Origin of the sequence: Elongatibacter sediminis (assembly GCF_037892215.1) — a bacterium.
In the GTDB taxonomy this organism is placed as follows: domain Bacteria; phylum Pseudomonadota; class Gammaproteobacteria; order Xanthomonadales; family SZUA-36; genus Elongatibacter; species Elongatibacter sediminis.
Genome location: NZ_JAZHOG010000003.1, coordinates 292,850 through 312,216 on the forward strand (window position 1 = coordinate 292,850; position 19,367 = coordinate 312,216).

Here is a 19,367-nt window from a genome sequence, read left to right on the forward strand (position 1 = left end):
CGGCAAATCCTGATCTGCGTCAACTGAGTGTACATGGCGGCTGTACCCGCCATCGCCTTCGTCACAGAATCCGATTGAGGAGGATTCATGCATGAATTGGTCCTCGTCGATGTGAGCCCCACCTGGCCGGCAGGATCGTGCCCACGCGTCTAACACTAGAGCCGTGCCCCGAACCGTATGAACCCTGAATTTTCAACAACTGCACTGGCTTCCATGCATCGCCTGATCGTGCCCGCCCTGGCCGTTCTGTTGACATGTGTGGCTCCATGCCGCGCGGAAACCCTTGAGGATGCCTGGACCATGGCTTTGGATACCGACCCCGGACTGCAGGCGGTACGCCTGCAGACGGGTGCGGCCGAATCGAATCTGGCGGCTGCCCGGAGCAACCGGCTGCCGGTCGTGGAAGTTGAAGGAGCCTTCACCCAGCTGGACCAGTCACCGGGTATCGACTCCGACTTCATCTCCCTGCCTTTCGCTTTCTCGACTCCGGACATTTTCAGCAGTGACAACTTCGTCACGGCCGCCGCCCGCATCAGCGTGCCACTTTACACCAGCGGCGCAATTAGCCATGGCGTGGACGCGGCGGCCGATCAGGTCGATGCGCGCATGGCAGGCGAGTCCGCATTCATCCAGGATCTCAAGCTGGCGGTCGCCGAATCGTTTGTCGCGGTATTGCGTGCGCAGAGTGCGGGATCAGTGGCCGCAGCGTACGTGACCAGCCTCGAAGCCCATCTGGTGGATGTGGAAAACCTGTACCGCAAGGATCTGGTGCCCCGGAACGATGTGTTGGCCGTCACCGTGTCACTGGCGGATGCCCGTCAGGCTGCCTTGCGCGCGAACAATGCGCTGGACATCGCCCGCGCCGCCTACAATCGCCGTTTGTCGCGCAACCTGGACAGCGCTGTTTCACTGGAGGAGGTCATGCCGATGGTGGCGGAGCCGGCCCGGTCGGATGACCTGGAGGCGCTGACCGCAACCGCGATGGCCTCACGAACGGAACCCGAAATTCTTTCGCGCGGTGCGCAGGCGCTGCAGAAGCAGGCCCAGGTGGTGCGGGCGCGGTTACGGCCCCAGATCGCGGCGACAGCGGGCTATGCTTACCAGGAAAGCGATCTGCTGCGGGACGAGACATTCGCATTTGCCGGCGTCGGACTTCGCTGGTCCCCGTTTGACGGGGGTCGGACACGCAACCAGTCCACGGCGCTTGCGCAAACGGCCGACGCGTTGATTGAACAGCGGGACGAAGCCGTGGCGTTGATTCGGCTGCAGGTGCGCAGCGCCTGGCTGGATATGGCTGAAAGCCGCGAACGCCTGACCGTGACCCAAACTGCAACTGAGCAGGCGCAGGAGAACCTGCGCATCGCACGCAGCCGTTACCAGAACGGACTCGGTACCAACACTGAAGTTCTGGATGCACAGGCCCTGCAGGTGCTCAGTGACTCCAACCACAATAATGCGCGCTACGATGCCGCTCTGGCCCGGCTGCGCCTGGCGCGGGCGGTCGGCGTGCTCTAGGGAAACGGAAGGAATGATGATGAGGCGTGTCGTCGTATTGCTGATTCTGGCGGTGGGTATCGTGGGCGCGTGGTGGGCGTACGACCGGTTCGTCGGAGTCGACGCCCTGCCCGAGGGCCTGATCCAGGCCAACGGCCGCCTGGAAGGTGATCCGGTGCTGGTCTCGAGCAAGTACCCGGGCCGGATCGCAGCGATCGAGGTGGAAGAAGGTGACGCCGTGCGCGCGGGCGACTCGCTGGTGCTGTTGGAGAGTGACGAGGTCGAGGCCCGGGTGCGCCAGGCCGAAGCCGCTACCAAGGCGGCTGAACATGAGGTGGCGGCATTCCGCAGTCAGTGCGAACAGGCCGGACGTGACGCCGATCGCTTCCGGGAGCTCTACGCCGAAGGCACGGCGACCAAGCGTGAAGCGGAGCAGGCGGAACTCGCCGAGCAGGTTTCGATGCAGAAGCAAACCGCGGCGGAAGCGAACAGGCAGAGGGCGGAGGCGGCATACGACGAAGTTTGCGCCGCGCTGGAGGACCTGACGCTGACCGCTCCGAGCGACGGGGTGGTAACCAACCGGCTGTATGAGCCGGGCGCCGTCATCGCAGCCGGTGCTCCGGTGCTTACCCTGGTGGACCTGGACGCGCTGTATCTTCAGGTCTACGTGCCGGAACGGCAAATCGGCAAGCTGCGCCGGGGCCTGGCCGCCCGAATTCACACCGATGCATTTCCGGACCGGCCGTTCAACGCGACGGTGAGCCATATCGCATCACGCGCGGAGTTCACGCCCAAGGAAGTTCAAACGCCGGATGAGCGGGTCAAGCTGGTGTACGCGGTGAAGCTCAAACTGCAGGACAACCCCGACCATGTTCTGACTCCCGGTGTGCCGGCCGACGCGGTCATCCGGTGGGACGATTCCGTCCCGTGGTCCGCGCCGGTCTGGTAGCAGCATTCCGTGGCCAAGCCCAACGAGCCGGTCATCGTCCGCAACCTGAGCAAGGCCTACGGGCGCGTACCGGCACTCAGGGACATCGATCTGACGGTCCGGGCGGGTGAAATTTTCGGGCTGATCGGCCCGGATGGCGCGGGCAAGAGCAGCGTCATGAAAGCCGTGGCTGGCGTGCTCACCTTCGACCGGGGACACATCGAGGTATTCGGAGAGCCGCTCGACTCGGAAGCCGCTGCAGAGCGAATCAAGCAGCGCATCGGCTTCATGCCCCAGGGCCTGGGCCTGAATCTCTACGCCGATCTTTCGGTCGAGGAGAACATCGATTTCTTTGCGCGGCTCCGGTTGGTGCCCGAGGCGGACCTCGCCGAACGCAAAAGTCGGCTACTGGCCATGACCCGGCTGGAACGATTCCGTGACCGGCCGATGAAGAAGCTTTCTGGCGGCATGAAGCAGAAGTTGGGGCTCGTGTGCACACTCATCCACGCACCGGACCTGGTGATACTCGACGAGCCGACCACCGGGGTCGATCCGGTTTCGCGCCGGGATTTCTGGGCCATTCTTGCCGAATTGCTGCGCGAGCAGGGCATCACCGCGCTGGTATCGACCGCATACATGGATGAAGCCGTTCGCTTTCAACGGGCGTCGCTGATGTTCGACGGCCGGGTGTTGATGGAGGCCGAGCCTGGCGAACTGGCCGAAATGGCGCAGGGCATGATCGTTGTCATCGAGACGCCACCGGACTGCCAGGCCGAGGCACTCAGACGTCTGCGCGCGAAGTTTCCGCAAGTCGAAGCCGTCGGTCCCGCGGTGCGTGTCTGGGTGGATCAGCGCGATGGCGGGGATCCCGAGAGTCAGGTGCGCCGGACGCTCGCCGGTCTGGAAAATGCGCAACTGCGCGTGGTCGAGCCGGAACTGGAGGACGTGTTCGTGGCCAGGCTGCGCGAGGCGGGCCGGTCCGCAGGTCGGCTGCCGCCGCTTACCGGGGACGTGAACCGGGGAGCCGAGGTGGCCATCGAGGCACAGTCCCTGACCAAGGCCTTCGGTGATTTTCGCGCGGTTGATGAAATCAGTTTCACGGTGCCCCGGGGCGAGATATTCGGCCTGCTCGGTGCCAATGGAGCGGGTAAGACCACGGCGATCAAGATGCTCACAGGCATCCTCAAACCAACCGCGGGCGAGGGACGGGTAGCCGGTGCCGACATGCATCGGGCCAGCCGGCTGATCAAGGAGCGAGTTGGCTACATGTCACAGGCGTTTTCGCTCTACCTGGACCTTACCGTGGCCGAGAACATATTGCTGTTCGCCGGTATTTACGGTTTGAGCCCGTCAGCCCGGCGCGAACGCATGGCCTGGATCATCGATGTCGCGGGCCTGGAGGGGCACGAGGATGATCGTGTGGGCGGTCTGCCCATGGGTGTGCGGCAACGGCTGGCGCTTGGGTGTGCGCTGGTGCATCGGCCGCAGATTCTGTTTCTGGATGAACCGACCTCCGGCGTGGATCCGCTGGGGCGACGGCGCTTCTGGGAGATCCTGTTCCATTTGGCGCGGGAGCAGCAGGTGACGGTACTGGTCACGACCCACTACATGAGCGAAGCCGAGCACTGCGATCATCTTGCGCTCATGTACGCGGGACGGATTGTCGCGGATGATTCACCGCAGAACCTGAAACGGGAAGTGAGCCGGGAGGCCGGCGAGTTGCTCGAATTGCGAAGCGGTGATCCGCTCGCGGCGCTGGGAATCCTCGCGGAGGGTGGCTTCGATGGTGCCGCTCTGTACGGCAGGCGCATCCACCTGCTGGCGAAGGATGGCGCGCAAGCGCAAGAGCGGATCCGGAAGCTGCTGGAGCGGGGTGGCGTTACCGTAACGAGCATCCGGCCGGTGCCACTGACCATGGAAGACGTATTTGTCTACCGCGTGCTGGAACTCGAGCGCGCCGCGGCGCAGAAAGCGGCATGAACGGGCGTCGTGTAGCCGCCGTCGTTTCCAAGGAATGGCGGGAAATCGTACGCGACCGCCTGTTCCTGGCGCTGGCCTTCGTTGTGCCGTCCATGCTGATGTTGCTGTTTGGCTATGGATTGTCGCTGGACGTCGAGAACATCCCCTTCGCCATCGTCGATTACGATAACAGCGCCACGAGCCGGGACTATGCCTATCGTTTCATCGACTCGCGGTACTTCGATTTCCAGGGTTACACCCGTGACGAGTCGGCGCTCGCCCGGAAACTGTCGACCAATGAATTGCGCGCGTACATCGTCATCCCGGAGCATTTCGAACGCCGTTTGCTGAACGGTTCGCCGGTGGCGGTTCAAACCATGCTGGACGGAACGTTTCCATCCCGTGCGGAGACCACCAAGGGCTACGTCATCGCGATCAATTCAGCGTACTCGATGGAGTTGCTTGCCCGCTTCGCGGCGGCGCGGCGGGGTATCAGCGAACAGCAGGCAGCCGCGGCGCTGACCCCGGTACGGCTCGATGTGCGTTACCTGTTCAACCAGAGCCTGTCGAGCATCTGGTCGATCGCACCCAAGCTGATCATGGTCATCCTGATGGTGTCACCACCCTTTCTGACGGCACTGGGCGTGGTGCGCGAGAAAGAACGTGGCTCCATCTACAACATCTACGCCTCCACCGTCACGCGGACTGAATTCCTCGTTGGCAAGATCCTGCCGTATGTCGGGATTTCCCTGGTGAACGCGGGGATTCTCTGGGCGCTTGCCACCTGGCATTTTGGCGCGCCCTTCAAGGGTGACTTCGTATTTTTTCTGCTGGCTTCCTTGATCTACGTGGTCTGCACCACCGGAATAGGACTCATCGTTTCGGTCGTCGTAAAAACGCAGGTCGCGGCCATGGTGGTGACCGCGATCGTCACAGTGGTGCCGGCTGCACTGTATTCCGGTGTTCTGATTCCGATTCCCTCTCTGTCCGGACAGGCGCAGGTCATCGCTCATCTTCTGCCGGCGATGTACTACGCCAACATTGTGACGGGAACCTTTCTCAAGGGCGCGGGGTTGGAAACGCTGTGGCGCGACGTCGCGGTGCTGTCGGCCTACGGTGCGCTGCTGTTGGCAGTGGGTTTTTTGATGTTCAGTAAAAGGCCGCGTTCGTGAACGGTCTGCGGCGCTGGATGACTCGCCTGCGTGTGATGACGCAGAAGGAACTGTTACAACTCCTCCGGGACACTGTGCTGATCTTCTTCACCGTGTACGCATTCACGGTCGATGTGTTTCTGGCGGGGTCCGGCGTGAGCCTGTCGCTGAATCGCGCGGCCCTGGTTGTATACGATGGCGACCACAGCCAGGCGTCACGGGAGTTCGCCAGCCGTTTTCATGAACCCTATTTCAACCGCGTCGGTACGCTCGACAAGCCAGCGGACACGATCGATTACCTGGAGCGCGGTGAGGCGATGGTCGCGCTGGACATTCCCGAAGGATTCGAGGCATCGCTGTATCGAGGGCAGCCGACGAGCGTGCAGATGCAGATCGACACCACCAACACCGTCCTGGGCTTGTTGGCCAGCAGTTACGGTCAGCAGATCGCGGGGCAATTCAGCCTCGATGTGGCAAAAACACAGCAGGGCCTGGCACCCGATGGCGATGTGGCCGGCCCGTTTGTTTTGGACGAGCATCGGGTCTGGTTTAATCCCAACCAGAAGGACTCCTGGTTCATGTCGGTATCGGAGTTGCTGACCGTCATCACCCTGTTTGCGATGATGCTGCCGGCCGCGGCGATGGTGCGTGAAAAGGAACGGGGCACTATCGAGCAGTTACTGGTGTCGCCCCTGAGTGCGTTTCAGGTCATGTTTCCCAAGATTCTGGCGATGACCCTGGTCATTCTCATTCTCACCGCACTGAGTCTCGGGCTTGTCCTGAAAGGCATCTTCAACGTCCCGTTCAAGGGCAGCCTGGTCACGTTTTTCGCCGTGACGACACTCTATGTGTTTACCACCTCCGGTCTTGGCCTTCTGGTCGCGACCGTCGCGCGCAACATGGCCCAGGCCGGCATGCTCATCATTCTCATCATCGCGCCAATGCTGTTTCTTTCGGGGGCCTGGACGCCACCCGAGGCCATGCCGGACTTCATGCGGCACCTGATGGCGATTTCTCCATTGCATTACTTCATCGACGCCAGCTACGGCATTCTGCTGAAAGGTTCCGGCCTTTTGACTATTGCTCCTCAGCTTGCCGGCATGGCCGTGCTGGGAACTCTCATCTTCATGTTCGGGCTTTGGGGCTTCGGGCGTCAATTCGGCTAGGAGGTGTGCTCGTGAGCGTCGGTTGGCTGGATTTCGGCATGGCGGGTGATCGCCCATGACGAGGCTCTTGCGTCCGCTCAGCCTCAACCACCTGGTGGACCGGATACTGGACATGACACGTACCTCGATCAACGTGACCGGAGACCTGACCGCGTGCGTCGTACTGTCGCGGTGGTTGCACCTGACCGACGCCGACGTGCCGGATTGAAACCGCCTGCCCGCAGGCGTGTAACGGGATTGCCCCGCAAGCTTCACAAGGCCGTAAAACAAGCCCCGCACAATGCACCTCGCTGGTAAAGCTGCGGGCAAGTTCGCCCGGTCGATGAGGAGGAATGCAGCATGTTGGGCAAATTCGTGTTCAGGACCATGCAGGCCACAGCCTATGGTCTGATCGTAGCCGGTTTCACGGTTAACCTGCTGAGCCTGGGTGGCGTCCAGATCGGCTGAAAATATCCAGGGTCGGGGCCCGTGAACGGGCCCCGATTTCACGTGTTGATGCCATCAGAACCCCAAGTTCCGGGTCAGATGGACAGCCCCATGCAGGCTTTGATTTCGAGGTATTCACTGAGACCGGCGTCACCCAGTTCCCGGCCATAACCGGACATTTTGTATCCGCCGAAAGGTGCGGTGATGTCGAAGGGCGCCTGATTGATTCGGACCTGACCGGCCTGCAGGCGCTTGGCGATCCGCCCGGCCCGGGCATCATCCGCCGTGGAAATGTAGGCGGCCAGCCCATAGGGCGAGTCATTGGCGATCTGAATGGCCTCTTCGTCGTTCTCATAGGGGATGATGCACAACACCGGGCCGAAAATTTCCTGGCGGGCAATTTCCATCGAGTTCGCTACGTCGGCGAAGACAGTTGGTTTTGCGTAGTAGCCTGTCGTCAATGTATCGGGCCGGCCGGGCCCTCCGGTGAGCAGACGCGCGCCTTCGCGCAGGCCGGTCTCGATCAGATCATTGACCCGGCGAAATTGTGCCTCGTTCACCAGTGGGCCGAGGTCAGTATCCGAATCGCAAGGATCACCGACCTGGAGTGATTCGGCGGCCGCCACTGCCAGTTCCAGTGCCTTGTCGTACTGGCTGCGGTGCACCAGCATGCGTGAAGGAGCGTCGCAGGCCTGGCCGCTGTTGCTGAAGCACTTGTTGACGCCCGCCGGGACGACTGCCTCGAGATCGGCATCATCACAAATGATATTGGCGGACTTGCCGCCCAGTTCCAGAGTGACCCGTTTCAGGCTCTCTGCGGCCCGCGTCGCCACGCTGATTCCGGCGCGGGTGGACCCCGTCAGGGAAACTTTTCGCACCGAAGGATGAGCCGCGAGTGCATCGCCAGCCACGCTCCCTTCGCCATGAATCATGTTGAAAACACCCGCCGGCAGGCCGGCCTGGTGAACGATTTCGGCGAAGATCGTCGCGGACAACGGCGTTTCTTCGCTGGGTTTCCACACAACCGTGCAACCGGCAGCGAGAGCCGGCGCCAACTTCAGCATGGACTGGGTCAGGGGAAAATTCCACGGCGTAATCAGCGCGCATACCCCGACTGGCTCAAGCAGATTGACCGAGGTCTGGTTGCGGGTCACGAAAGAGAATTCCTGGGCAATTTCCACGAAATTGTCGATGACCATGGCGGGTGGCTCGACCTGGTATCCGCGACATATGTTGGCCGGCATGCCCATCTCGTCGGTGATGGTGCGCGCCAGTTCGTCCGCGTGTTCGGCCAGTCCTTTCGACATGGCGCCAAGCGCCGCGCAGCGCTCGGACAGCGGTGTGGCAGCCCATGTTTCAGCAGCCGATTTCGCCGCTGAAACGGCTTTGTCCACGTCCGCGGCGCCGGCTGCGAACACAGTTCCCGCTTCCGACTCCGTGGCGGGATTGATGACCTGCAGCTTCTGCTCGCTTTCCGGGCTGACCCACTGGCCATTGATATAGAACTTGTCAGACTTCATTGATCGAACTCCTTGTGTTGAACCGGTTGTGCTGGCGTCAGTCCGCCGTGACAGCCGGCTTTGGTTGTGTCGCGACCGCGCCCGTTGCGATTTCGTTGCGGATTAGCCGGGCACGGTCTGTTTCCAGAATGGCGTTGCGGCGTTGTTGGGCCGCGAGCCACAATAAAAGGCCTAATACGAACCAGATGGAGAGTGCGAACCATTCCGCAGGAATCTGGCCGGACGTGCGGGAAGTCCAGGTTACGATGAGCGAGAACACGACCGTGCAGCCTGCATAGCACAACCCGAACAGGGGAACCCACGGGTAGCCGGGTACCCGGTAGGCGGCAGTTGCCGAAGGCAGTTTCCGGCGCACCCTGAACAATGAGGCACAGGTCAGAACGAACAGAACCGAGACCACGATTACGCCTGAATTCACGATGGCGCCGATCATCGGGATGCCGCCCGAGGCGCCGAGAAGGCCGAACGCACCGACGAACAGAACGGCACGGTGGGGACACCCATTACGCTCATGAACGCGGCTGAAAGTCGCCGAAACGAGGTGGGCGCGGCTCAGGGCGTACAGAACGCGCGAGGCCGCGAAATGTGCGGCATTCCAGGTCGAAACGATGCCGAGCAGTCCGGCACCCAGAACAAGCTTGACCGCCCAGTCGGAGTTCAAAACCCGGCCGATGGCGAACGCCGTTGCAAAATCGGCACTCGCCAGTGTTTCGCGGGATTCCGACATGCCAACCGCGAAAATGATCAGAACGTAAAAAATGCTGCTGCCGACAAGCATCGCGGTGACGAGGCGGGACAGCGTCCGTGGTCGCGGGCTGCTCTTGAGTTCGCTCAGCGCCTGTGGGAGTGCGTTGATGCCGGAATACCAGACCGGAGTTGTGATGAAAATCGCGAGCATGCCGTACAAGGGCCAGTTGTCGACCGACGAATCGAACAGTGGATCCAGATTGGCCGGTTGGCCCAGACTCAGCCCGCAGACAATGATGATCAGCGTGGTCAGTACCAGAATCCAGGTGACGAAGTCCTGGGCTCGCGCCATCACCCGGCTGCCGCGATAATTGACGGCGGTGATGAAGGTGGCGCCCGCCAGCATGATGGCCGCCATGCCCCATGTCACTTCGAATCCGAGGACCTGGTAGAGCGGCGGGCCTGAAATGGGTGGGATCAGTACGGTGACCAGCCATGCGGCTGCCACGGTTTCGAAAGCCGTGAGACTGACGAAAAGAAAGAGCAGAACCCAGCCGGCAATGAACGCGACCCCCTTGCCGAAAGCATGATAGGCATATACGAACTCTCCGCCGGGATACGGGAAAGCCGTCGCGAGTTCGACGTAACACAAGCCAACGGGCACCAACAGAAGGCCACCCATCAGAAATGCCAGCGCGGCGCCGGCGCTGCCGGCGGTTGAAATCCACTGGCCGGTCAGCACGATCCAGCCAAAGCCCACCAGAAAACCGAATGAATAGGTGAAGAGTTGGCTAAGGCGGATGTCCCGGCGCAACGCGGGTTGCGGTCCGGTCACCTGCCGGTCTGCGGATTCTTGTTGTTCTGCTTCGTGCAAGGCCATTTACCGGATTTCCCGGGCGATTGGGGTGGTCAGTGTGCCGATTTCGGGGCAACTGACTTCCACGATGTCACCGGTAGCGAGAAAAGTGCCGGTCGTACTGCCGACACCGGCGGGTGTTCCAGTGGAGATGATGTCGCCAGGTTCCAGGGTGACGAGCCGTGAGATGAATGAAATGACAGCCGCGACGGGAAAGATTTGATCAGCCGTGCTGCCGTCCTGGCGCAACTCGCCGTTCAGCGTGAGCTGCAGTCTCAGGTTCTGGGGGTCGGGCACCGATTCCGAAGTGGCGAGGCAGGGTCCGCAAGGGGCGGAGCCGTCGTGCCACTTGCCGTGCATCCAGTCAAAGAACTTGTCCCAGTCGCGCTCACGGCGGCCGGGGTTGGGCCGGAATCGCCGATCGCTCAGGTCGTTCAGAAGGGTGTAGCCGGCGACGCAGTCGAGGGCCTCGGTCTCCGCAATGTTTCGTGTTTTGCGTCCGATCACCACGGCCAGTTCTGCTTCCCAGTCCATGGCGTCGGGTGAACTCGCCGGGATCGCGAATGACGCGCCCGGCCCCAGCAGCGTGGTTGACGGCTTCATGAAGAAATAGGGGAAGGTATCGTGGCGTTCTTCGGCGCGGCTACCGTCTTCCTTCACGTGCTCGGCATAGTTGCCGGCCAGCAGCAGCAATTTCGGAGGGCGCTCGATTGGCGTCAGCAGCCGGGCGCGGCCCAATGGTGACCCGATGGCATCCAGGCGTGAAGTCGGCTGATCGGAACAGGTCCGGTAAAGTCGATGCAGAGCGTTCCGCGCGGGGGCGCTCTGCCCGAGCAAGGCGATGAGGTCGTCGGGTCGTGCTGGCAATGAGACCGGATGAGCCGCGTTCCCCAGGGAGTCCGCCGCGGTGCTAACGGGCACGGCGTGGGTTTCGGTGAGGAACGCGGCGACCGGCAGGTCATCGTGCAGCATCCGGCAAAGGCGCATGATTCAGTTCTCGTCGCTGGTGTGGTCAAGGGAGAAGGCGATGGCGTGCTTCGCGTCGAAACCGATTTCAGTCTCGGCGTTCACGGCCTGTGGATGATTCGGGATGTCGGCCTCCGGAAGCGCGATGCGCAGATGATTGCCGGTTTGCAGTTCAACATGACAGAACCGGGTGTCGCCAGCGTAGACCATTTTAGTCAACCGGCCCTTGTACCTGTTGTCCGTGCCTTCAGTGGATGCGCCGAGCCGGATGCGATGCGGGCGAACCATGATCTGACATTCCTGGCCGGGCTTGAGCGTTTCAGAAGCCTGCGCATGAACGGTGAAGTCCGGGTGCAGTTCGACCAGTACGCGATCGTCGATCCGTTCTCGCACCCGACCCTGTAGCAGGTTGCAGTCACCGATAAAGCGTGCGACAAAAGCATTTTCCGGGTGCTCATACATATCCACAGGGGTTCCTGTCTGCTCCAGTTTCCCGTTGTTGAGCACGGCGATCCGGTCTGACAGAGCCAGTGCCTCGGATTGGTCGTGAGTCACGCACAGGATCGTTGTCCCGGTTTTTTCATGCAGCCGCAGCAGTTCCGACTGCAGTTCGGTGCGTAGTTCCGGATCCAGTGCACTGAATGGTTCATCCAGCAGCAGTAACCCGGGTTCGAAAACCAGTGCGCGCGCCAGAGCGACTCTTTGCTGCTGACCACCGCTGAGTTCGTGTGGCATGCGTCCAGCGTGGCGTGACAGTCCCACCCGGTTCAGCATGGCCTGGACCCGATCTTCGATCTCCGTCGAAGACACGCCTCGAAGCTCGAGAGGAAAAGCAATGTTCCCAGCTACGCTCATGTGGGGGAACAGGCTGTAGTTCTGGAATACGACGCCGATATCACGTTGATGCGGAGGCGCTTTCGAAACGGCTGCTCCATCGAGGCGAATCTCGCCCGCGCTCGGTTCCGCAAAGCCCGCGATCAGCATCAGGGTGGTCGTCTTTCCGGAGCCGCTTGGACCCAACAGGGTGAAGAACTCGCCGGATTCGATGGTCAGATCGAGACGGTCCAGGGCCACGGTTTTCCCGTAAGCGCAAGTCAGGTGCTCCAATTGCACGGTGGTGCCGGATGGTGGAGTTCGGGGCATGGGCGCGGGTTCGGAAGCAGGTTCAGCGCGGGGCGCTTCCCTTTACGGTAACCCGTCGAAGTTGCCGCGCCTGGTTCGCCGCGATGGCGCCACGGCTGTGTGCGGTGCAACGGTTGTCCCACATCAACACATCGCCCTTGCGCCACTCGTGTTCCCAGACGTAGCGGTCGGACACCATGTGATTCCACAATCGATCGAGCAGTTCGTCGCTTTCGTCCTCGGCCAGTCCCAGGATATAACCGTATCCTTTTCGGCCCAGGTAGAGGGTTTCACGCCCTGTTTCAGGGTGGGTGCAGACAATGGGGTGGCGTGCTCCCGGGCCTTCCGACTTACGTTCCAGGTTTTCGTAGCCCGCGCGCACGTTCCCGTCGGCCATGTAGGCCGAGTCATGTATGGACCGGCGGCCGCGCACCTGGTTGCGGGTGTCTTCGTCAAGCTCTTCCCAGGCTCGATAGAGATTGCAGAAGCGCGTTCCTCCGCCGGAAGCCGGGATTTCTTCGCCGTACAGAATGGTTGCCGATGCCGGTTCCTCCCACATTGACATGTCCGTGTGCCAGGCGACCTCGGAGTTTCCCAGAAGACCGACGGGCTCGCCCTCGACGACAACGTTCGAGACGATTTCGATCTCCATCGGCACACCGGGAGGTCGTTCACGGTCGAGGTACTGAACCCGGTGCAGTTCGCCGAACTGCTGGCCAAATCGGACCAGCTGTTCATCGGTCAGCGTTTGATGGCGAAAATACAAAACAATGTGTTCGAGCCACGCCTGCCGAATTCTGGTGATCTGTCCGGCTGTCAGGCCGGTGGACAGGTCGACACCATGAACTTCTGCGCCCAGGGGCCCGCCAGTGGGTTTAATCTGAATAATGCTTTCGGTTTCTTCGGGCATTTGGGGTAAGCGCGTTCTGGTGGATTGATGGTTGTCAGGAGCGGCTCGTTTCATTCATTCCCCATCTTATATGACCTGATCTGCCAGACATTCGGGGTAATGGCGACGAAAGAGCAAATCTACCCGCTAAATCCACAAGATACAAGCCGAATAATAATTCAGTTATAGTGCGCTAGAAAGGTTTGTGGATTCACTTTCGCGATCTTGCTGTCAGGGTGTGTATCTTATGAGAAACGGGCGTATCTGGATTGCGGCGGGACTATTGTTCGCCGCTGGAGTATGGCTTTTCGCGCCTTCGCGGCAGCACGAAGACACGAACTACCTGGTGGTGGTTTCCTGGGGCGGTTCCTTTCAGGAGGCTCAGAGGGAAGTGCTTTTTCGGCCATTCACGGCTGCCACCGGAATCCAAATCATTGAAGAAACCGGGCCCACCGCTGCCCGGGTTCAAGCCATGGCGCAAAGTGGCCGGGCCGAATGGGATGTGGCCCTGATGACGCCGGCGGATGTGTTGCGCCTGGGACGCGCCGGCTATCTCGCGAAAGTCGACCAGTCGCACCCCGAACTGGCGCCCCTGCTGCCGGACCTGGATCCGCGCGCTATTCTCGATCACGGTGTCGGGGATTTCTTTTCGTCCAAGGTCATGGCTTATGGGACCGACGATTACTCCGCGGAGCATCACCCACGTACTTGGGCGGAGTTCTGGGATGTCGAACGATTTCCCGGGCTGCGGGTCATCGACGCGGGTGACTGGACCATGCCGCCCATTGAGTATGCGTTGCTGGCGGATGGAGTGGAGCCGGACGATCTCTACCCGCTCGACTTCGAGCGGGCGTACGCAAGCATCGGGCGCCTGGCTCCTCATGTGCTGAAGTTTTCGGACAGCCCCGTCATGGCGGCTCAGGCTCTGGTCGACGGAGAGGCATCGCTGGCTGCCGTTACCCTGGGTCGCATCGCTCAGCTCAAAGCTCAGGGGGCGCCAGTGGGCTTCGAATGGAACCAGGGGCTCATGGAGGTGAACTACTGGGTCATCATGGAAAACACGGATCATATTGAAGCCGCCACCCGGTTCATCGCATTTGCCGCGCGCCCCGAAATTCAAGCCGCCATGTCGCGTTTGCAACCGCTCGGTCCAAGTAATCGGCGAGCCTTTGAGTTCCTCGCTCCGGAGCGGGCCCGGCAGTTGCCGACTTATCCGGAAAATCTCGAGCGCCAGATATTCGTGGATGCGGGTTACTGGGCGCGCGAGGATGCCAGTGGAAAATCCAATGCGGAGCGCAACGCCGAATTGTGGCGTGAGTTCGTGCTGGGGCAGTGAGGGGTCGAAGAATCCAACGGGTGCGCTATTGCGATGAGGTGGGCGGGGCGGTGCCTGTGTTTCTGCTGGTCCTGCCGGCCTTTCTGTTTCTCGCTGCTTTCTATCTCTTTCCTCTGATCCAGATCGTCGCCTTGAGTTTTCAGGGCGGGGGTGGGCTGTTCGAGAACTATGGGTCCCTGCTGTCAGATCCATTGCGGCTGACGGTTCTGCTCAACACCTTGAAACTGTCCGCGGGCGTGGCCTTGCTCTGTCTGGTCCTGGGGTATCCCGTCGCCTACCTCATGGTGAACGCCCGCCCGGAGCGAAGAAGTGCGCTGATGCTCATCGTGTTGGCCAGCGTCTGGGTGAGCATCCTCGTGCGAACGTATGCGTGGATGGTGTTGCTGGCACGCCGCGGGCCGGTGAACGCCCTGCTTCAGTTTCTGGGATTGACGGATGAGCCGCTGACCCTTCTTTATACGGACTTCAGCGTGTATGTCGGTATGGTTCATGTGCTGTTGCCGTTCATGATTCTGCCGCTGTACAGCGTCATGCAGAGGATTGACCTGGGGCTGGTGCGTTCCGCACGCAGTCTCGGGTGCGGTGGTTTTCTCGGCTTCTGGTTTGTCTTTCTTCCGCTCAGTCTTCCCGGGGTAGTGGCGGGCGTGCTGCTCGTGTTTCTCGTTTCCCTGGGGTTCTTCATCACTCCTGCGCTGCTCGGTGGCGCGGGCGACGTCACTTTCGTGATGTTGATCGAGCAGGAGCTCGCGCAGTTTCTGAATTGGGGTGTTGCGTCGGCGATGTCCATCGTGCTCCTGGTGGCGACGCTTGTCCTCGTCGCCCTGTATCGTTTCCTGATGCGAAGCGACGCCCGGTTGGCCGGCGCGGACAATCGGATTCTGGGCCTGCTGAGTGTGTTGATGCGTTCTGCCCTCCGGTCGAGGGCGGTGCGGCGGACGCTCGGTGTGGCGGGTTATGGAGCAGAGGGGAGCGTGGCATGGTTGCGGCGAATCGTGGCTCTTGTGGTGAGGGCGGTTCCCTGGCTGGTTGTGGGATTCCTGGTGTTGCCGCTGCTTGTTATCGTCCCTCTGTCTTTGAGTTCGTCACCGTTTCTGGAGTTTCCGCCGCCGGGCATCACGTTGCGCTGGTACGTGCAGGTATTTTCCCGAATGGACTGGTTGGGGCCGATCGCTGTCAGCGTTCGGCTGGCCCTGGTGGTGGGTGTCGGCGCCACACTGCTGGGCCTGCTGGCTTCGGTCGCTCTGGTTCGGGGGAGTTTCCCGGGCAAGGGTTTGCTGGCCGGGTTCATCGTCTCGCCGATGATTGTTCCCGTTATGGTGCTGGCCGTGGCGATGCAGTACTTCATGGCCCGTCTGGGTCTCGCGGGGACCCTGTCCGGGCTCGCTCTGTCGCACGTCGTGCTGGCGTTACCATTCGTGGTTGTCGTGCTGACCGGTGCGTTGCAGACGGTGGACACCGGCCTGGAGCGCGCTGCGCAGGCATTGGGTGCGACACCTTTCGTTGCCTTTGTTCGGGTAACTCTGCCCCTGATTCGCCCGGCCCTGCTGACGTCGGGGCTGTTTGCCTTCCTGGTTTCATTCGATGAACTCGTGATTGCGTTGTTTCTCGCCGGGCCCGCAACGAAAACGCTTCCCAAGCGGATGTGGGAGGCCGTGCGGGAAGAGATAGATCCCGCAACGGCCGCCGTCGCGGTGCTTGTTACAGGCGTCTGCGTGCTCGGTTTGTTGCTGGCGGAGCGGGCGCGCTCACGGCTGGTCCGCCGAAGCAACCTTCATAATCTGAATAAAGTTTTCGAATAAATATTCTGTTGAATTTCTGGCCCAAAAGCGAAAAACTCATTGTTTCTTTTTTAAGCGAGATAAAACAAATAGTTAGAAAGTCTATTCCTTAAATCAGAAAAAACGTGTTGACTACGGTGTTGACATAAACTAAATTTTAATTCGGTTTTTGATGGCCAGGTAGCCAGGTGCGTCGTAGCGTCACGGACGGTGGGTCGCGTTGCCGGTCGGGCTGCCCGGGTTCCTTGGCGGCGCGTCAGGCAACCGTATTGGGGTGGCAGCCAGGCCGCACACACCGATAATTCACAGGCGGAGTCACAACATGAACAAGTTCGAGAACCGGACCCGTGCGCCGAACCGGCGCATTCTGGCATTGACGCTGGTGGCGCTCGGGGCTGCGGCCGGCGGCGTTAATGCCCAGCAGGAAAACCTGCTGGAAGAAGTTGTCGTCACGGCGCAGAAGCGGGCCCAGAACATTCAGGACGTTCCCATTGCCATCACGGCGCTCACCGGCAAGGAAATCGAGCGGTTTGGTTTTGAGAGCGCGGTGCAGGTGGCCGAGCAGGTACCGAACTTCAGCGTTGATGGCGCCTTTGGCCCAAGCGGCCCGCCGCAACTGAGTATCCGCGGTGTGTCCATTCTTGATTTCAGTGACGCGAATGAATCATCCGTGGCGATGTATTTCGATGAAATCTACAAGGGCACGACTTCAGGGCAGACGTCCCAGTTGTTTGACGTCGAGCGGGTCGAGGTCCTGCGGGGTCCGCAGGGGACACTGTACGGACGCAATACGCCGGGCGGGTTGGTGCATTTCATTTCCAACCGTCCAACAGAAGAATTCGAGGCCGGGGTGAGTTTCCAGTACGGGTCGTTCAATCAGACCATCGTGGAAGGGATGGTCAGTGGGCCCTTGTCTGACAATTTTCGCGGAAGGGTGGCCTTCAAGTACAACCGCGATGATGGTTACCAGACGAATGAGGCTCTGGGCAGCGACTTCGCCGAGACCGATGTGTTCGCCATTCGGGGGTCGTTCGAATGGGATGCGTCAGACGACTTGATGGTATCGGCAAAAGTGTATTACAGCGATGCGAGCGGCAGCCACCCGGGATATGGTTTCTACGGTACCCTGGACCCCGTTTCCGGAGAGCGCTGCTCACTGGATCGTATCCTGAGTTCCGAATGCGTGAACAGTTCCGGTTTCCGTGACCCGGACCCTGATCCGGAGCACGTGTTTTCCGAGTTCGACAGCCTGCCCGAGAGCGTTGAAATCGCCGGAGCGGCGCTGAAGTTCGACTGGGACCTGGGCGACTTCACTTTCGTCTCGATTACCGGTTATGAGACGGTGGACAAGAATCTTCGGGAAGATTGCGATGCATCCTCGGATTCCGCGCCGCGCTGTTACGGCGACTGGACCGGAGAGACCAAGCACCAGTTCACCCAGGAATTCCGCTTCAGTGGGCAATACGGCTCTGCCGATTGGATCGTCGGTGCCTACTATTACGACGATGAGAAGTTCGTCACCGTCGTCATCCCGCCTTTCGGAGGGTTCGGAAGCTTCGCCACCACGGAAGCGACATCCTGGGCTGTGTTCGCGCAGGCGGATACGGCAATCAGTGAGCGTGTAACGCTCGTCACCGGATTGCGTTACACCGAGGACGATCTGGATCTCAGCGGCCTGACCGGCGTAACTGCGGGTGAAGGTGGAACAACCCAGGGTGACCCGTTCCTCGGACCGATCTCCGATAGCATCAGTACGGGCAAGGCGACCGGAAAAATCGGTCTGGAATGGCAGCAAAACGATAGTACGATGTATTACGGTTCGATCTCGACCGGCTTCAAAAGTGGCTTCTTCAACACCACCCTGCTGGGCGCGCCTGATGAGCGCGGACCTGTTGGCGAGGAGTCGATCACGTCCTATGAAGTGGGAGTAAAGACCACGTTCTGGGATGACCGTGCCCGGCTAAACGTCGCCGCGTTCTACTACGACTATGAGGATTTCCAGGCCAGTGCCGTGTCACTGATTGGCGGAGTTCCGGTGTCGCGATTCATCAACGCCGGTGACGTCACCATGAGTGGCGCGGAGTTTGAGTTTGAAATTCACCCCTCCCCGAATTGGGATTTCCGGCTCGGCGTTGGTCTGCTCGACACCGAGTTCGATGCACCGCCGGATGTACAAATAGGCGGAACGCCTATCGATGGCAAAGAGGCGCCGGTATCACCCTCTGTCTCGTTCAATGGCCTGGCACGCTATATTCACGACATGGACGATATGGGCACCGTTTCGGCCCAGGTGGACTTCTCCTGGAAGGACGACCTTTTCTTCGGGCCGGATAACGATCCTTTCGAGAGCCAGGATTCTTTCGGACTCGTCAATCTGCGAGGCAGCTGGCTGTCGCGGGATGGTCGCTATGAAGTGTCCGTGTTTGTGGAAAACGTTTTCGATGAGGAATACAACATTTTCGGGTTCATATCGACCTCCTCCGCCTTTACGGGTGCGTACAAGGTCTGGGGTACACCGCGCCGGGCCGGCATCCGCTTCGGTCTGAACTTCCAATAAAACAAACGAAGGAAAGAATTGGTATGGATCTCAACATATCCGAGCATATCGTCATGCTGTATTACCGCGATCTCGAGGATGCTCGGCGATTTTACGGTGAGACCCTTGGGCTGAAGGCCGTGATGGAAAATGACTGGGTGACGTTATTCCAGGTCACCCCCCATTCCCTGATCGGTACGGTCAAGGAAGGTGGTGCGGGAGGTTTCCACAAGGTGCAGGACGAAAACGCCGTCATGGTCAGTATCGCCACGTCTGAAATCGACCAATGGAACGAGCGTGTTCGAGAGGCCGGGGATATCGAGTACGTCAAAGAGTTGTATCGCTCCGGCACCCTGCCGATGAGCGCATTCCTCGTCCGTGATCCCGGTGGATACACGGTCGAGTTTTTTCAATGGGATGAAGGCGGCTGGGGGCAATCAGAGCACGCAGCCTGAGTTCGAGGGAGGGGCCTGGGGCCGGGGGGCAACCCCCGGCCCGTCAGGTACAATGGGTCCATTCGGCTGCCGTGTCCGCCGCGGTGCCCCTCGCTATG

General features: G+C 60.6%; 15 protein-coding genes. 10 read left to right on the plus strand and 5 right to left on the minus strand.

Annotated features, from left to right (window positions below):
• Positions 1-213 precede the first annotated feature (213 nt).
• From V3330_RS06145 to V3330_RS06170, 6 genes are read left to right on the plus strand one after another with little or no spacing between them, the layout of a single operon-like run.
• Positions 214-1,515 carry a TolC family protein gene (locus V3330_RS06145; RefSeq protein WP_354694513.1) on the plus strand — a complete coding sequence of 434 codons (1,302 nt, stop codon included), beginning with the start codon at positions 214-216 and terminating at the stop codon, positions 1,513-1,515.
• A 19-nt stretch (positions 1,516-1,534) separates the two neighbouring features.
• On the plus strand, positions 1,535-2,443 hold the full coding sequence (locus V3330_RS06150; protein ID WP_354694514.1) for an HlyD family secretion protein: 909 nt from the start codon (positions 1,535-1,537) through the stop codon (positions 2,441-2,443).
• A gap of 9 nt (positions 2,444-2,452) precedes the next feature.
• Positions 2,453-4,402: an ATP-binding cassette domain-containing protein gene (locus V3330_RS06155; protein ID WP_354694515.1), complete on the plus strand. Its 1,950-nt coding sequence runs from the start codon at positions 2,453-2,455 to the stop codon at positions 4,400-4,402.
• Positions 4,399-5,553 (plus strand): ABC transporter permease, encoded by a 1,155-nt coding sequence (locus V3330_RS06160; RefSeq protein WP_354694516.1) that lies wholly within the window; start codon positions 4,399-4,401, stop codon positions 5,551-5,553. The genes V3330_RS06155 and V3330_RS06160 overlap by 4 nt, the downstream gene beginning before the upstream one ends.
• Complete coding sequence (locus V3330_RS06165; protein WP_354694517.1) at positions 5,550-6,698, plus strand: ABC transporter permease; 1,149 nt, start codon at positions 5,550-5,552, stop codon at positions 6,696-6,698. Before V3330_RS06160 ends, V3330_RS06165 begins: the two co-directional genes overlap by 4 nt.
• Before the next feature lie 55 nt (positions 6,699-6,753).
• The gene (locus tag V3330_RS06170) at positions 6,754-6,906 is read left to right on the plus strand and encodes a cation:dicarboxylate symporter family transporter (protein ID WP_354694518.1); all 153 of its coding nucleotides are present in this window, start codon (positions 6,754-6,756) and stop codon (positions 6,904-6,906) included.
• Positions 6,907-7,219: 313 nt separating this feature from the next.
• Here the strand turns inward: V3330_RS06170 and V3330_RS06175 are convergent, their stop codons facing one another.
• Genes V3330_RS06175 through V3330_RS06195 form a run of 5 tightly spaced genes read right to left on the minus strand, consistent with a single transcriptional unit; the run spans position 7,220 to position 13,239 of the window.
• Positions 7,220-8,644 carry an aldehyde dehydrogenase family protein gene (locus V3330_RS06175; RefSeq protein ID WP_354694519.1) on the minus strand — a complete coding sequence of 475 codons (1,425 nt, stop codon included), beginning with the start codon at positions 8,642-8,644 and terminating at the stop codon, positions 7,220-7,222.
• 37 nt (positions 8,645-8,681) lie between these two features.
• Positions 8,682-10,211 carry an APC family permease gene (locus V3330_RS06180; protein WP_354694520.1) on the minus strand — a complete coding sequence of 510 codons (1,530 nt, stop codon included), beginning with the start codon at positions 10,209-10,211 and terminating at the stop codon, positions 8,682-8,684.
• On the minus strand, positions 10,212-11,174 hold the full coding sequence (locus V3330_RS06185; RefSeq protein ID WP_354694521.1) for a fumarylacetoacetate hydrolase family protein: 963 nt from the start codon (positions 11,172-11,174) through the stop codon (positions 10,212-10,214). It abuts the gene before it with no gap.
• A gap of 3 nt (positions 11,175-11,177) precedes the next feature.
• Positions 11,178-12,296: an ABC transporter ATP-binding protein gene (locus V3330_RS06190; RefSeq protein ID WP_354694522.1), complete on the minus strand. Its 1,119-nt coding sequence runs from the start codon at positions 12,294-12,296 to the stop codon at positions 11,178-11,180.
• Positions 12,297-12,318: 22 nt separating this feature from the next.
• Positions 12,319-13,239 carry a TauD/TfdA dioxygenase family protein gene (locus tag V3330_RS06195; RefSeq protein WP_354694523.1) on the minus strand — a complete coding sequence of 307 codons (921 nt, stop codon included), beginning with the start codon at positions 13,237-13,239 and terminating at the stop codon, positions 12,319-12,321.
• A gap of 172 nt (positions 13,240-13,411) precedes the next feature.
• On the opposite strand from V3330_RS06195, the gene V3330_RS06200 reads away from it, so the two are divergent.
• From V3330_RS06200 to V3330_RS06215, 4 genes are all read left to right on the plus strand, one after another.
• Positions 13,412-14,500, plus strand: a complete 1,089-nt coding sequence (locus V3330_RS06200) for an ABC transporter substrate-binding protein (RefSeq protein WP_354694524.1) — start codon at positions 13,412-13,414, stop codon at positions 14,498-14,500.
• Positions 14,497-16,299: an ABC transporter permease subunit gene (locus tag V3330_RS06205; protein WP_354694525.1), complete on the plus strand. Its 1,803-nt coding sequence runs from the start codon at positions 14,497-14,499 to the stop codon at positions 16,297-16,299. Before V3330_RS06200 ends, V3330_RS06205 begins: the two co-directional genes overlap by 4 nt.
• Before the next feature lie 301 nt (positions 16,300-16,600).
• Positions 16,601-18,835 carry a TonB-dependent receptor gene (locus V3330_RS06210; protein ID WP_354694526.1) on the plus strand — a complete coding sequence of 745 codons (2,235 nt, stop codon included), beginning with the start codon at positions 16,601-16,603 and terminating at the stop codon, positions 18,833-18,835.
• Positions 18,836-18,858: 23 nt separating this feature from the next.
• On the plus strand, positions 18,859-19,269 hold the full coding sequence (locus tag V3330_RS06215) for a VOC family protein (protein WP_354694527.1): 411 nt from the start codon (positions 18,859-18,861) through the stop codon (positions 19,267-19,269).
• The last annotated feature ends 98 nt before the right edge of the window (positions 19,270-19,367 follow it).

What these genes read in the sequence shown, in the direction of transcription:
- V3330_RS06145 (WP_354694513.1), top strand. Translation starts at nt 214, where the DNA reads ATGCATCGCCTGATCGTGCCCGCCCTGGCCGTTCTGTTGACATGTGTG.
- V3330_RS06150 (WP_354694514.1), top strand. Translation starts at nt 1,535, where the DNA reads ATGAGGCGTGTCGTCGTATTGCTGATTCTGGCGGTGGGTATCGTGGGC.
- V3330_RS06160 (WP_354694516.1), top strand. Translation starts at nt 4,399, where the DNA reads ATGAACGGGCGTCGTGTAGCCGCCGTCGTTTCCAAGGAATGGCGGGAA.
- V3330_RS06170 (WP_354694518.1), top strand. Translation starts at nt 6,754, where the DNA reads ATGACGAGGCTCTTGCGTCCGCTCAGCCTCAACCACCTGGTGGACCGG.
- V3330_RS06175 (WP_354694519.1), bottom strand. Translation starts at nt 8,644, where the DNA reads ATGAAGTCTGACAAGTTCTATATCAATGGCCAGTGGGTCAGCCCGGAA.
- V3330_RS06180 (WP_354694520.1), bottom strand. Translation starts at nt 10,211, where the DNA reads ATGGCCTTGCACGAAGCAGAACAACAAGAATCCGCAGACCGGCAGGTG.
- V3330_RS06185 (WP_354694521.1), bottom strand. Translation starts at nt 11,174, where the DNA reads ATGCGCCTTTGCCGGATGCTGCACGATGACCTGCCGGTCGCCGCGTTC.
- V3330_RS06190 (WP_354694522.1), bottom strand. Translation starts at nt 12,296, where the DNA reads ATGCCCCGAACTCCACCATCCGGCACCACCGTGCAATTGGAGCACCTG.
- V3330_RS06195 (WP_354694523.1), bottom strand. Translation starts at nt 13,239, where the DNA reads ATGAAACGAGCCGCTCCTGACAACCATCAATCCACCAGAACGCGCTTA.
- V3330_RS06200 (WP_354694524.1), top strand. Translation starts at nt 13,412, where the DNA reads ATGAGAAACGGGCGTATCTGGATTGCGGCGGGACTATTGTTCGCCGCT.
- V3330_RS06210 (WP_354694526.1), top strand. Translation starts at nt 16,601, where the DNA reads ATGAACAAGTTCGAGAACCGGACCCGTGCGCCGAACCGGCGCATTCTG.
- V3330_RS06215 (WP_354694527.1), top strand. Translation starts at nt 18,859, where the DNA reads ATGGATCTCAACATATCCGAGCATATCGTCATGCTGTATTACCGCGAT.